Here is a 13,412-nt window from a genome sequence, read left to right on the forward strand (position 1 = left end):
CGTTGCCCGGCCGGGCCGGGAAGTGAACTGAATGGCGCGTCTGGGGCAGGCATTCGCCACGTTGCTGCGCTGGGGTCTGGGGCTGTGTGCGCTGGGCCTGGTGCTGGCCGCCTTTTACGTGAGCCTCGGTCGCCAGTTGGTGCCCCTGGTGGCCGAATACCGCGAAGAGGCGCAAACCCGCGCCAGTGAGGCCTTGGGCATGCCCGTCAGCATCGGCGCGCTGGAAGGTCACTGGAGCGGTTTCGCGCCGCTGCTGACCGTGCGCGATCTGCGCATTGGCGAAGGCGAACAGGCACTGGCTCTCGACCAGGTTAAGGTGGTGCCCGACTTGCTTGGCAGCCTCATGACCTGGCAACCGCGCCTCGCCGATCTACAGCTCGATGGCCTCAGTCTGACCCTACGCGAGGATGAGCAGGGCGCCTGGCACGTAGACGGCCTGCCGCAACGGCAGGATCAGCCGCCGCTGGATATCGCCAAGGCGCTGCGCCAGTCCCAGGTGCTCGGCCATCTTTCCCTGCTCGGCAGCCAGGTTAGCGTCCAGGCGCTCGGGCAGGCGCCGCTGCAACTCACCGACATCAACCTCAGCGTCGACAACGGCAGCAGCCGTCAGCGCCTGAACGCGCGCCTGCACCTGCCGGATGGCCAACCCCTGGCCCTGCAACTGCGCACGCGCATCCAGCCCGAGCACTGGCAGGACGCCCGTGCCGAGCTGTACCTGAGTGCGCCACAGAGCGACTGGGCCGCTTGGCTGCCGCAGAGGCTGACCCGCGATTGGCACCTCGACAATCTGCAACTGGGCGGTGAGCTGTGGGGCGTGTGGGACCAGCGTCAGTTGCAGCGTGCCGTTACTCGCCTACATGCGCCAGCCATCAAGGGGCATTATGGCGAGCGCAAGTCCGTCGCCCTCAAGGATCTGGCCCTGAATGCCTACTTCGAGCGCCAGGGTGATGACTTCGACCTGTTGCTCGATGATTTCGCCTTCAGCCGTGGTGACAACCGTTGGGGCGAAGCGCGAATCGCCCTGGGCCATCAGGCGGCCAAGGACGACCAGTCGCAGCGTTGGAGACTGAGCGCCGACCGCCTTGATGTCGGCCCGCTTTTGCCGTTGGTCGAGAGCCTGGCGCCGCTGCCGGAAACGGCGCTGGATCTGCTGCAGACCCTCAAGCCCCACGGCGGCCTGCGTAACCTCAACGCCAGCTTCCAGCCGGATGCTGAGGGGCCGAAACGTTTGCAGTTCTCCGCCAACCTGGAGCGCGTCGGCTTTTCCGCCTGGCATGCCTCGCCTGCCGTGGAGAACGGCAGCGGCAGCATCACCGGCGACCTCGGCGGCGGCGAACTGAAGGTCGACAGCGAAGATTTCTCCCTGCACCTGACCACCCTGTTCCCGAAGGCCTGGGTCTATCAGCAGGCCAAGGGTCGGCTGACCTGGACCCTCGACGACGAAGGCTTCACCCTGCGTGCGCCCTATCTGCAAGTGGTGGGTGAAGAGGGCAAGGTGGCCGGCGATTTTCTGATCCGCATGCTCAAGGACCCCGAGCGCGAGGACTATATGGACCTGCGCGTCGGCATGCGTGACGGCGATGCGCGCTTCACCGAAAAGTATCTGCCGACCCCGGTGCTCAGCGCGGCCCTCGACGAATGGCTGAAGACCGCCATCCGCAGTGGCAAGGTCAACGAGGGCTACTTTCAGTATCAGGGTTCGATCAACCGTAACCCGGATCCGGCAGTGCGTAGTATCAGCCTGTTCTTCGACGTGCAGGACGCCGAGCTGGCCTTCCAGCCCGGCTGGCCGGCGCTGCGTGATGCCCGCGGCCAGGTGCTGATCGAAGACAGCGGCGTGCGCGTGCGCGTTTCCGAAGGCAAGATTCTCGACAGCCGCGTGCGCGAGGCATTTGCCGATATCCCCCATGTCGACAGTGGCCAGACTCCGCACCTGAAGCTCAAGGGCAAGCTGCAGAGCAGCGTCGGCGATGGTCTGAAGATCCTTCAGGAAACCCCGCTTGGCGTCGCCGACACTTTCGCTGGCTGGAAGGGCGAGGGCGCCCTCAATGGCGCTCTGAATCTGGATATCCCACTGCAGAAAGGCGAGCTGGCCAATGTGATCGTCGACTTCAGCGCCAACAAGGCCTCGCTCGCCATCAGCAAGCCCGATCTGCAATTGAGCGACGTGACCGGAGATTTCCGTTACGACACGGGCAAGGGGCTGAGCGCGCCGACGATCACTGCCCGAGCGCTGGGACATGCCATCCGTGGCAAGGCGGTGGCCGATGGCAAACCCGGTCAGCCACGTAGCCAGATCGAGGCCAATGGCGTGGTAACTCTGGCGAGCCTGACGCAGTGGTTGGGCGTCAAGCAGAAGCTGCCGGCCGAAGGGAGCCTGCCATATCGCCTGAACCTGAGCTTGGAGGGCGCGCAAAGCCAGCTGAGCGTCGACTCCGACCTCAAGGGCCTGAGCATTGGCTTGCCGGCGCCCTTCGGCAAGGCTGCCAACGAGCAGCGCGCGGCTCAGTGGCGCATGAGTTTCGGCGGTGCCGAGCAGCGCTATGGGCTCGACTACGCCAATGTGGCCAGCTTCACCCTGGCTGCACCTACAGGTAAGTTTGATCAGAGTCGCGGTGAGCTGCGCATTGGCGATGGCCCGGCGATCCTGCCGAGCAGTCGCGGCGTGCGGGTGCGTGGGCGCGTCGAGCGGGTCAACCTGGCCGAATGGCAGAAGGCGATCGAGCCTTATCAACAGGCGTCACGTCAGCAGACGCAGCAGTTGTTCAGCGATGCGCAGCTGCGTATCGGCCACTTCGAAGGCCTTGGGCAGAAGCTCGATGATCTGGATGTGGGCCTCCGTCCGCTCAATGGCGGCTGGTCGCTGAACCTGGACAGCACCCTGGCCAAGGGCCGCATCGACCTGTTCGAGGCCGCCGACAAGCCTATCGTCGCCGATATGGAATATGTGCGCCTGCCGGCCGCCAAGCCGAAAACCGAGGACGAACCGGAGCCTGAGGCGCCTGACCCGCTGGCCGATTTCGACCCGCGCAAGATTCCGGCGCTGAACCTGCGCGTCGCCCATGTGTTCCAGGGCGACGACGACATGGGCACCTGGTCGCTCAAGGCACGGCCGGACGGCCAGGGCGTGCAGTTCAGCGATCTGGACATCAACCTCAAGGGCCTGCATATGGGCGGCGCCATCGGCTGGCAGGGCGTGCCGGGGCAGACGCGCAGCTGGTACAAGGGCCGCCTGCAGGGCGAAAAGCTCTCCGAAGTGCTCAAGGCCTGGGGCTACGCGCCGTCGGCGACCAGCGAAAGCTTCCGCCTGGACGCCGACGGCCACTGGCCGGGCTCGCCAGCCTGGTTCAGCCTCAAACGCTACTCCGGCAGCCTCGACGCAGCGCTGCGCAAGGGCCAGTTCGTCGAGGTGCAGGGCTCAGCATCGGCGCTGCGGGTATTCGGCCTCCTCAACTTCAATTCCATCGGCCGGCGTCTGCGCCTGGATTTTTCCGACCTGCTCGACAAGGGCCTGAGCTACGACCGGGTGAAAGGCAACCTGCTGGCTACCGACGGCGTGTTCGTCACCCAGGAGCCGATCACCATGACCGGCCCGTCGAGCAACCTGGAGCTCAACGGCACCCTTAACATGGTTAACGAGGGCATCGACGCCAAGCTGCTGGTCACCCTGCCGGTGACCAACAACCTGCCGATTGCCGCCTTGATCGTCGGCGCACCGGCCATTGGCGGTGCGCTGTTCATCGCCGACAAGTTGTTGGGTGATCGCGTGGCGCGCTTCGCCAGCGTGCAGTACGACGTCAAGGGCACGCTGCACGACCCGGAACTGAAGTTCGACAAGCCGTTCGAGAAGCCCAACTGAGCCGGAGGTCGTGATGTCATTCGCCGTGATCCAGATGGTCAGCCAGGACGATATCGCCGCCAACCTCCTGCAGGCCCGGCGCCTGCTGGAGCAGGCCGCGGCGGGTGGCGCGCGACTAGCCGTGCTGCCGGAAAATTTTTCCGCTCTGGGCCGCCGCGACGCCGCAGCTCTTGGCCGCCAGGAGGCCAGCGGCGAAGGCCCGGTGCTGCCCTGGCTGCGCAGCGCCGCCCGCGAGCTTGGTTTGTGGATAGTCGCCGGGACCCTGCCGCTGCCACCGCGAGATGAGCCCGACGGCAAGCCGCGGGCCTGCTCGCTACTGGTCGATGAGCACGGCGAGTTCGTCGCCCGTTACGACAAACTGCACCTGTTCGACGTGGATGTCAGCGACAGCCGCGGCCGTTATCGCGAGTCGGACGACTATGCCCATGGCGGGCAGATAGTGGTGGCCGACACGCCCGTCGGGCGTCTGGGTTTGACCGTCTGCTATGACCTGCGCTTTGCTGAGCTCTATGGCGCCCTGCGTGAGGCTGGCGCCGAATTGATCACCGCGCCCTCGGCCTTCACTCGGGTTACCGGGGCGGCGCACTGGGAGGTGCTGATCCGCGCCCGCGCCATCGAAACCCAGTGCTACCTGCTGGCGGCGGCCCAGGGTGGTATTCACCCTGGCGGCCGGGAAACCCACGGCCACAGCCTGATCGTCGACCCCTGGGGGCGTAAGCTGGCAGAGTACGCCGAGGGTGAAGCGATGCTGCTGGCCGAGCGGGATGCCGGCGAGCAGGTGGCGATTCGCGAGCGCATGCCGGTGCTGCGACACAAACGATTTTTCGCTGCGGCCGAGCCGCGGCAGCCTGATGTGGAGACCTTATGAACGACCTGTTATCGACCGTCAGCGAGCAACTGCTGAGCCCCGGCGGCCTGACCCTGGAGCACCTGCCGGGCGTGCTCGGCGAGCTGGCCGGCCCTGGCATCGATGCCGCCGACCTGTACTTCCAGACCCAGGTCTCGGAAACCTGGGTGCTGGAAGACGGCATCGTCAAGGAGGGCAGTTTCAACCTCGACCAGGGCGTGGGCGTGCGTGCCCAGTCCGGTGAGAAGACCGGTTTCGCCTACAGCAATGCCATCACCCTCGAAGCGCTGAGCCAGGCGGCTCGCGCCGCGCGCTCGATTGCCCGCGCCGGTCAGCAGGGCCGCGTGCAGGCCTTCAAGGCTACCGAAGTGATGCCGCTGTACGCCGCCGACAACCCGCTGGACGTGATCGACCGCGCCCAGAAGGTCGAGCTGCTCAAGCGCATCGACCTCGCCACTCGCGCTCTGGATCCGCGCATCAAACAGGTGACGGTGAGCCTGGCCGGCGTCTGGGATCGCGTGCTGGTCGCGGCCACCGACGGCAGCCTGGGCGCCGATATCCGCCCTCTGGTGCGTTTCAACGTCAGTGTGATCGTCGAGCAGAACGGCCGTCGCGAACGCGGCGGCCACGGTGGCGGCGGGCGTACCGACTACCGCTATTTCCTCAACGAAGATCGCGCCATGGGCTATGCCCGCGAGGCGCTGCGCCAGGCACTGGTCAACCTCGAGGCGATCGCTGCACCAGCCGGCACCCTGCCGGTGGTGATGGGCGCTGGCTGGTCCGGCGTGCTGCTGCATGAGGCGGTCGGCCACGGCCTGGAAGGTGATTTCAACCGCAAGGGCAGTTCCAACTACAGCGGCAAGATCGGCCAGCAGGTGGCATCCAAACTGTGCACCATCGTCGATGACGGCACCCTGGCCGAGCGCCGTGGTTCGTTGAGCATGGACGACGAGGGCACGCCGACCCAATGCACCACGCTGATCGAGAACGGCGTGCTCAAGGGCTACATGCAGGACAAGCTCAACGCCCGCCTGATGGGCGTGGCGCGCACCGGCAACGGCCGCCGCGAGTCCTACTCGCACCTGCCGATGCCGCGCATGACCAACACCTACATGCTGGCCGGCGAGAGCGACCCCGAGGAAATCATCCGCTCGGTAAAGAAGGGCATCTATTGCGCCAACCTCGGCGGCGGTCAGGTCGACATCACCAGCGGCAAGTTCGTGTTCTCCACCAGCGAGGCTTACCTGATCGAGGACGGCAAGATCACCGCACCGGTCAAGGGTGCGACCCTGATCGGCAACGGTCCGGAGGCGATGAGCCGGGTATCGATGGTCGGCAACGACCTGGCGCTGGACAGCGGCGTCGGCACCTGCGGCAAGGATGGCCAGTCGGTGCCTGTCGGCGTCGGCCAGCCGACCCTGAAAATCGATGCGATCACGGTCGGCGGTACTGGCGCGTGATGAGCGCGGGCGACAGCGTCATCCGCGCGGGGTGTTTAGCGCAGGCCGCGTTGGGCGTCGTCGAGTTCGCGTATGTACTTGAAGATCTTGCGTGAGGCGGCCGGAGCCTTGTTCTGGGCCGCTTCGTGCTGGGCGTGGCGAATCAACCCGCGCAGGTGCTGGCGGTCGGCGTCGGGGTACTCGGTGATGAATTTCTCCAGCACCTCGTCGTTACCCTCGATCAGCCGGTCACGCCAGCGCTCGAGGTTGTGGAAGCGTTCGTTGTACTGGCGCGTGGAGGCGTCGACCTGGTCGAGCAGTGCGACGATGGCGTCGATGTCCTGTTCGCGCATCAGCTTGCCGATGAACTGGACATGGCGCTTCTTGGCCGAGTTGGCGGTGTGCTTCGGTGCTTCTTCCAGGGCGCGGCGCAGGGCGTCGGTCAGCGGCAGCTTGCGCTGCAGGTCGGGCTTGAGGCCGGCCAGGCGCTGGCCTAGTTCCTGGAGCGCATGCAGCTCGCGCTTGACCTGGGATTTGCTCTTCTCGCCGGAGAAGTCATCGGAGTAATCAGACATGGGGCGGTGATCCAATGGGAAACGCCGCCATGATAGCAGCAAGTTTCTTGCCGCATGCGCGACCCGCGTCGTTGCCGCTGTGGCTATCGTTCAGGAGTCGTTATGAGTGAAGTGGAAGTAGTCGGACCTGCCGCGTTGCCTGGTTTGCAGGCGCAGGTCGAACAGATCATCGCCGAGGCCAAGAAGCAGGGCGCCACCGCCTGCGAGGTCGCCGTATCGGTAGAGCAGGGGCTGTCCACCACGGTGCGGCAGCGCGAGGTGGAAACCGTCGAGTTCAATCGCGACCAGGGTTTCGGTATCACCCTGTACGTGGGCCAGCGCAAGGGCTCGGCCAGTACGTCGGCCACCGGCGAAGCGGCCATTCGCGAAACCGTGGCGGCTGCTCTGGCGATTGCCAAGCACGCCTCCGAAGATGAGAGTGCCGGCCTCGCCGACGCGGCGCTGATGGCTCGCGATCTGCCGGATCTGGACCTCTATCACGCCTGGGACATCACCCCCGAGCAGGCCGTCGAGCGTGCGCTGACCTGTGAAGCGGCGGCCTTCGATACCGATGCTCGCATTCGCAATGCCGATGGCACCAGCCTGGGCACTCACCAGGGCTGCCGCGTGTATGGCAACAGCCACGGTTTTATCGGCGGTTACGCCAGCACCCGCCACAGTCTTAGTTGCGTGATGATCGCCGAGAGCGAAGGGCAGATGCAGCGCGATTACTGGTATGACGTGAACCGCCAGGGCAACCTGCTCGCCGACGCCGCCAGCATCGGCCGGCGTGCCGCCCAGCGTGCGGTCAGCCGCCTGGGCGCGCGCCCGGTGCCGACCTGCGAGGTGCCGGTGCTGTTCTCGGCAGAGCTGGCCACCGGCCTTTTCGGCAGCTTTCTGGGCGCCATTTCAGGCGGCGCCCTGTACCGCAAATCGTCGTTCCTGGAAGGTACCCTGGGCGAGCAACTGTTCCCGTCCTGGCTGAGCCTCGATGAGCGCCCGCAGATTCCGCGCGCCATGGGCAGCGCCTCTTTCGATGGCGACGGCCTGGCTACCTACGCCAAGCCGTTCGTAGAGGGCGGCCGGTTGGTGTCCTACATTCTGAGCACCTATTCCGGGCGCAAGCTGGGCATGCCGAGTACCGCCAACGCCGGTGGTGTGCACAACCTGTTCGTCAGCCATGGCGAGGAAGATCAGCAGGCGCTGATCAAGCGCATGGGCCGCGGCCTGCTGGTTACTGAGCTGATGGGCCATGGCCTGAACATGGTGACCGGTGACTATTCCCGCGGCGCAGGCGGTTACTGGGTCGAGAATGGCGAGATCCAGTTCGCCGTGCAGGAGGTGACCATCGCCGGCAACATGCGCGACATGTTCCGGCAGATCGTCGCCGTTGGCAGCGACTTGGAGCTGCGCAGCAATATCCGCACGGGCTCGGTGCTGATCGAGAAGATGACCGTCGCCGGCAGCTGAACCAGAAGGGCGATCTCGGCGCCCTTCCTTATTTCAAGCCGTCGTGCAAGGCGACGGCTTTTCTTCCTACCGTTTCTTTCTCTGTGCTTTTTACCGGGCAAGTCCGCTTACGACATCCCACCTCTGCGAATCGGCACCTGCGTTTGCATTTGCCATAAAGGATTGATTATTTTTCCTATATAGGAATTAATATCATTATCTTTTGAGGGATTGCCATGAGATTTCGCACGAGCAATACGCCTTGCCTGGACTGCTGGCACTGGCTGGGATTCAGGATCCGCTGCGCGTTGCTTCCCGACGAGCCAAGGCTGCTGGAACTGCATTGGGCGCAAGGCCGGCAACTGGTCGAGCACGGCCGCCTGTGCCCCTGGCGGATGTCGCTGACCACCCTGACCCTGCTCATGGACACCGCCTGCGACACGGCACTGCCCTGGCACTGGCGCAGTGTCTGTCTGGATCACGCCTATCGCTCGCTCTACGCCCTGCAGCATCTGGCGGTCGACCGCGAGCAGCAGCGCAGCCTGATTAGCGCGCGCAATCGCCTGGCCACCTTGCGCATGCAGCCCTCGCTTTCGATCTCCGAACTGGCAGAAGGAAACCCCTATGAATAATTTCCACAGCGACACCCGTATCGAGCGCGACAGCATGGGTGAGCTGGCTGTGCCCGCCGCAGCGCTGTATGGCGCCCAGACCCAGCGTGCGGTCAATAACTTCCCCGTTTCGGGGCAGGCCATGCCCGAGGCGTTCATCCGTGCCCTGGTGCTGGCCAAAGCGGCCGCCGCTCGCGCCAACGTCGATCTGGAGCAGATCCTGCCGGCTCAGGGCGATGCCATCGTCGCCGCCTGTCAGCAATTACTGGCTGAAGACTTCATGCAGCATTTCCCGGTGGATGTGTTTCAGACCGGTTCCGGCACCAGTTCCAACATGAACGCCAACGAGGTGATCGCCACCCTGGCCACGCGCATTCTGGGCGAGCCGATTAACCCCAACGATCACGTCAACTGCGGCCAGAGCAGCAACGACATCATCCCCACCACCATCCATGTCAGTGCCGCCATCGAGGTCAGCGAGAAGCTGCTGCCTGCCCTGGGGCATCTGCTCGAAGTGCTGTGCAACAAGTCTTTGGCGGTGCAGCCCTACGTGAAGACCGGCCGTACTCACCTGATGGATGCCATGCCGGTGCGCATGAGCCAGGTGCTCGATGGCTGGGCTCAGCAGATCCAGGCCAACATCCAGTTACTCACCGGGTTGCTGCCGGCGCTGCAGGCGCTGGCCCAGGGCGGCACAGCGGTGGGCACCGGCATCAACGCCCATCCGCGTTTCGCCGAGCTGTTCTGTCAGGAGCTCAATGCCCTGACTGGCCGGCAGTTCACGCAGGGCACCAATTTCTTTGCCCTGATCGGCTCCCAGGACACCGCGGTCGCGCTGTCCGGTCAGCTGAAGACCACTGCCGTTTCGCTGATGAAGATCGCCAACGACCTGCGCTGGATGAACTCGGGGCCCCTGGCCGGCCTCAGCGAGATCGAGCTGGAAGCCCTGCAGCCCGGCTCGTCGATCATGCCCGGCAAGGTCAATCCGGTGATCCCCGAAGCCACCGCCATGGTCGCCGCGCAGGTAATCGGCAACGACGCTGCCATCGCCGTGGCCGGGCAGTCCGGCAACTTCGAGTTGAATGTCATGCTGCCGGTCATCGCCCACAACCTGCTCGGCAGCATCGAGCTGCTGGCCAATGTCAGCCGTCTGCTGGCCGATCGCGCCATCGCCAGCTTCAAGGTCAACGAACCCAAGCTCAAGGAAGCGCTAGGGCACAATCCGATTCTGGTCACCGCGCTCAATCCGTTGATCGGTTATCAGAAAGCCGCGGAAATCGCCAAGAAGGCCTACCGCGAAGGTCGGCCGATCATCGACGTGGCCGAAGAAATGACCGAACTCGGTCGCGCCGAGCTGGAGCAGTTGCTCAACCCCGAGCGGCTCACCCAGGGCGGTCTTTAAACGCTGCGCTTGTCAGCCGGGGGAGAGCAGATCATGGAGCAGTGGAAACGACTCATCGAGACCGGTAACCGCTACTTCGCCGAAGGCTCCTGGGTCGAGGCGCGCGAGCAGTACCTGCAGGCGCTCGCCCTCGCTCAGGTGCTGTTCGAACGCTGGCGTGATGCCGATGCGGCGGTGGCGGCGTTCTTCGTCTCGCAGCACAACCTGGCCGACTTGCAATTGACCATCGGCCATCCTGAGGGCGCGGCCGAGCATCTATGTGCCTGCCACGAGCACCTACTGCACTGCATGGCGAGCGAACAGCTTTCGCCTGCGCTGCGTCAGGCGGCCCTGCATCACAGTCGGCGCAGCTACTAGGGAGTGTTGAACTTTGTCGCCGAGCACGGAGCCTACCCCCGTACGGAGCGATTGCTGGGTGCCCAGGCGTCCGGCAATGTGCCAATGGCAGTGCGCTCCGCGCCTGCCAGTCGTCAGTACCATTAGAGGAGTGAAATCATGCCGTACAGCCTGCCTGCTTTGCCCTATGCCTACGACGCCCTGGAGCCGCATATCGATGCGCAAACCATGGAAATCCACCACAGCAAGCACCACCAGACTTACGTCAACAACCTCAATGCCGCGCTGGAAGGCAACCCGCTCGGCGAGATGCCTGTCGAAGAGCTGCTGACCCGCCTCAAGGAGGTGCCGGAAGACAAGCGTGGTGCCGTGATCAACAACGGTGGCGGGCACGCCAACCATTCGCTGTTCTGGACGGTGATGAGCACCAGCGGCGGCGGCGAGCCCCAGGGCGATCTGAAAGCGGCCATCGACAGCCAGTTGGGCGGATTCGAGGCCTTCAAGGAAGCCTTCACCAAGGCGGCACTGACCCGCTTCGGCAGTGGCTGGGCGTGGCTCAGCGTGACGCCCGAGAAGAAGCTGGTGGTCGAGAGCACCGGCAACCAGGACAGTCCGCTGATGAACGGTAATACGCCGATCCTCGGTCTGGATGTGTGGGAGCACGCCTATTACTTGCGTTACCAGAACCGTCGCCCGGAATACATCGGCGCGTTCTATAACGTGGTGAACTGGGCGGAGGTCGCCCGTCGCTACCAGGCCGCACTGGCTTGATCCAGCGCTTGGAGAGTATTCCATGAGCCCATTGCATGAGCTGATCGTGGCCAACCGCCGCTCGCTGCGTTATGCGCTGGGCTTCATGCTGGTGTTTGCGGGCGGGCTGATCATCGCCGTCAAGATCCTCGACGGCGCCATGGCCTGGTTCTTCTGAGCGCCCACGTCGAGGGGCGAGGTGGTTACTCGCCTTCGTCGAAGTAATTGTTGATCAGATCGACCAGCGCCTGCATCGCTTCGTCTTCCCGTTCACCGTCGGTCAGCAGGTGCACATTGGTGCCCTTGCCAGCGGCCAGCATCATCACCGCCATGATGCTCTTGCCGTCGACCATCGATTCGGCGCTACGACCAATCTTGATCTGGCACGGAAAGCGCCCCGCGACGCCGACGAACTTGGCAGCTGCCCGGGCGTGCAGGCCGAGCTTGTTGATGATGGTGATTTCACGGGCGGGCATCGCGGCAATTCCTTAACTGAGGTCGCGGTGGCGAATCTGAACGTTCTTCAGCAGCGGCTTGAGGGCCTGGCCCAGGCGATTGGTCAGATAGACGGAGCGGTGATGGCCACCCGTGCAGCCGATACCCACGGTCACGTAGGAGCGATTGCTGGCGGCAAAACGCGGTAGCCATTTGTGCAGGTAGGTGTAGATGTCCTGGTACATCTCCTCGACGTCCGCCTGGGCCGACAGGTATTCCTCCACGGGCTGTTCGAGGCCGGTGAAGTCACGCAGCTCGGGTTTCCAGTAGGGGTTTGGCAGGCAGCGCACGTCGAACACCAGATCGGCATCCACCGGCATACCGCGTTTGAAGCCGAACGACTCGATCAGATACGCGGTGCCAGGCTCCGACTGGTTGAGCAGGCGCAGCTTGAGCGTATCGCGGAGCTGGTAGAGATTCAGGTGCGTGGTGTCGATCTTCAGGTCGGCCCGGTCGATGATCGGGCTGAGCAGCTTGACCTCGGCCACCATGGCCTCGGCCAGCGAGCGCTGGTCATTGGTCAGCGGGTGCCGGCGACGCGTCTCTGAGAAACGCTTGAGCAGGGTTTCTTCGCTGGCGTCGAGGTACAGCACGTCGCACTGGATATTGCGCGAGCGGACCTCGTCGAGCAGTTCGGAGAAGCGCCTGAGCTGGCTGGGCAGGTTGCGCGCATCGATGGACACGGCCACTTGCGGATGCAGAAGTTCGGAATGGGGCAGTGCGCGCTCTGCCAGCTCGGGTAGCAGGCCGGCCGGCAGGTTGTCGATGCAATAGAAACCGTTGTCTTCGAGCACGTCGAGCGCCGTGCTCTTGCCCGAACCGGAGCGACCACTGACGATGATCAGGCGCATGGCTCACCCTCGCAGGCTATTGGCCGTTCTGGACGTCGACGACGGTCTGGTATAGGGACTCGCTGTCTTGAGCCTGGCGAAGCCGTTCGCGGACATCCTCGCGGTCGAACATGCTGGCGATCTGGCGCAGCAGCTCGAGGTGCTCGTCGGTGGCCGCTTCGGGTACCAGCAGCACGAAAAGCAGGTCGACAGGGGCGCCGTCGATGGCATCGAAGTCGACGGCAGTGCTCAGCTTGAGCAGCGCGCTGATCGGCGTACTGCAGCCGGGCAGGCGGCAGTGGGGAATGGCGATGCCATTGCCGAAGCCGGTGGAGCCAAGCTTCTCGCGGGCAATCAGGCTTTCATAAATGATCTGGCCGTCGAGATCGGGCAGGTCACGCGCGATCACGCTGGCTATCTGTTCGAGGACACGCTTCTTGCTGCCGCCCGGCACGTTCACCAGGGAACGGCCGGGGGTCAGGATGGTTTCAAGTCGGATCATAGGAGAAGGACGAACTCAGCGGGCCATTGCGCCCTGCTGGCGATCGAGCTGTTTTTCCTTGTGCTTGATAAGTTGGCGATCGAGTTTGTCGGTGAGTAGATCGATGGCTGCGTACATGTCGTCGTGCTCGGCATTGGCCACCACTTCGCCTCCTGCGATGTGCAAGGTGGCTTCGACTTTCTGCTTGAGTTTCTCGACCTCCAGGATGACCTGCACATTGGTGATCTTGTCGAAGTGCCGCTCGAGGCGCTCGAGCTTCTCTTCGATGTAGCTGCGTAGTGCGTCTGTCACATCCAGCTGGTGTCCACTGATGTTGACTTGCATACCGCTTCTCCTTG

At 64.2% G+C, this 13,412-nt stretch carries 13 protein-coding genes and 1 pseudogene; 9 read left to right on the top strand and 5 right to left on the bottom strand.

Annotation, left to right across the window (positions count from 1 at the left end):
• The first annotated feature begins 31 nt into the window (after nt 1-31).
• Genes PVA39_RS04545 through tldD form a run of 3 tightly spaced genes read left to right on the top strand, consistent with a single transcriptional unit; the run spans nt 32 to nt 6,166 of the window.
• Complete coding sequence (locus tag PVA39_RS04545; RefSeq protein ID WP_274123012.1) at nt 32-3,859, top strand: YhdP family protein; 3,828 nt, start codon at nt 32-34, stop codon at nt 3,857-3,859.
• Nucleotides 3,860-3,872: 13 nt separating this feature from the next.
• The gene (locus PVA39_RS04550; RefSeq protein WP_274123013.1) at nt 3,873-4,727 is read left to right on the top strand and encodes a carbon-nitrogen hydrolase family protein; all 855 of its coding nucleotides are present in this window, start codon (nt 3,873-3,875) and stop codon (nt 4,725-4,727) included.
• Nucleotides 4,724-6,166 carry a metalloprotease TldD gene (tldD, locus tag PVA39_RS04555; protein WP_274123014.1) on the top strand — a complete coding sequence of 481 codons (1,443 nt, stop codon included), beginning with the start codon at nt 4,724-4,726 and terminating at the stop codon, nt 6,164-6,166. The genes PVA39_RS04550 and tldD overlap by 4 nt, the downstream gene beginning before the upstream one ends.
• A gap of 35 nt (nt 6,167-6,201) precedes the next feature.
• On the opposite strand, the gene yjgA is transcribed toward tldD, so the two are convergent.
• Nucleotides 6,202-6,720, bottom strand: a complete 519-nt coding sequence (yjgA, locus tag PVA39_RS04560) for a ribosome biogenesis factor YjgA (protein WP_075929222.1) — start codon at nt 6,718-6,720, stop codon at nt 6,202-6,204.
• A 102-nt stretch (nt 6,721-6,822) separates the two neighbouring features.
• Here yjgA and pmbA point away from each other — a divergent pair, with 102 nt between their 5' ends.
• The 6 genes and pseudogenes from pmbA (at nt 6,823) to PVA39_RS04590 (ending at nt 11,425) form a co-directional block, all read left to right on the top strand.
• Complete coding sequence (pmbA, locus tag PVA39_RS04565) at nt 6,823-8,169, top strand: metalloprotease PmbA (protein ID WP_274123015.1); 1,347 nt, start codon at nt 6,823-6,825, stop codon at nt 8,167-8,169.
• Nucleotides 8,170-8,384: 215 nt separating this feature from the next.
• A complete protein-coding gene (locus PVA39_RS04570) occupies nt 8,385-8,780 on the top strand; it encodes a FagA protein (protein WP_274123016.1) in 396 nt (131 codons plus the stop codon).
• Entirely contained in the window at nt 8,773-10,161 is a 1,389-nt protein-coding gene (gene fumC, locus PVA39_RS04575; RefSeq protein ID WP_274123017.1) for a class II fumarate hydratase FumC, read from the top strand. The genes PVA39_RS04570 and fumC overlap by 8 nt, the downstream gene beginning before the upstream one ends.
• 33 nt (nt 10,162-10,194) lie before the next feature.
• A pseudogene (locus PVA39_RS04580) lies at nt 10,195-10,644 on the top strand (hypothetical protein).
• Nucleotides 10,645-10,656: 12 nt separating this feature from the next.
• A complete protein-coding gene (locus PVA39_RS04585) occupies nt 10,657-11,268 on the top strand; it encodes a superoxide dismutase (protein WP_274123018.1) in 612 nt (203 codons plus the stop codon).
• Between the two features lie 22 nt (nt 11,269-11,290).
• The gene (locus PVA39_RS04590) at nt 11,291-11,425 is read left to right on the top strand and encodes a hypothetical protein (RefSeq protein ID WP_274123019.1); all 135 of its coding nucleotides are present in this window, start codon (nt 11,291-11,293) and stop codon (nt 11,423-11,425) included.
• Nucleotides 11,426-11,450: 25 nt separating this feature from the next.
• Here the strand turns inward: PVA39_RS04590 and PVA39_RS04595 are convergent, their stop codons facing one another.
• The 4 genes from PVA39_RS04595 to hpf are packed head-to-tail and all read right to left on the bottom strand — an operon-like array spanning nt 11,451 to nt 13,398.
• On the bottom strand, nt 11,451-11,723 hold the full coding sequence (locus PVA39_RS04595) for an HPr family phosphocarrier protein (protein ID WP_093504213.1): 273 nt from the start codon (nt 11,721-11,723) through the stop codon (nt 11,451-11,453).
• Between the two features lie 12 nt (nt 11,724-11,735).
• Nucleotides 11,736-12,593, bottom strand: a complete 858-nt coding sequence (gene rapZ, locus PVA39_RS04600) for an RNase adapter RapZ (RefSeq protein WP_274123020.1) — start codon at nt 12,591-12,593, stop codon at nt 11,736-11,738.
• A 16-nt stretch (nt 12,594-12,609) separates the two neighbouring features.
• On the bottom strand, nt 12,610-13,074 hold the full coding sequence (gene ptsN / locus PVA39_RS04605; RefSeq protein ID WP_093504211.1) for a PTS IIA-like nitrogen regulatory protein PtsN: 465 nt from the start codon (nt 13,072-13,074) through the stop codon (nt 12,610-12,612).
• A 15-nt stretch (nt 13,075-13,089) separates the two neighbouring features.
• Nucleotides 13,090-13,398, bottom strand: coding sequence for a ribosome hibernation-promoting factor, HPF/YfiA family (gene hpf, locus PVA39_RS04610; protein WP_013792760.1), 309 nt, complete (start codon nt 13,396-13,398; stop codon nt 13,090-13,092).
• Nucleotides 13,399-13,412: the final 14 nt, after the last annotated feature.

Origin of the sequence: Pseudomonas sp. CNPSo 3701 (genome assembly GCF_028674975.1) — a bacterium.
GTDB lineage: Bacteria > Pseudomonadota > Gammaproteobacteria > Pseudomonadales > Pseudomonadaceae > Aquipseudomonas > Aquipseudomonas straminea.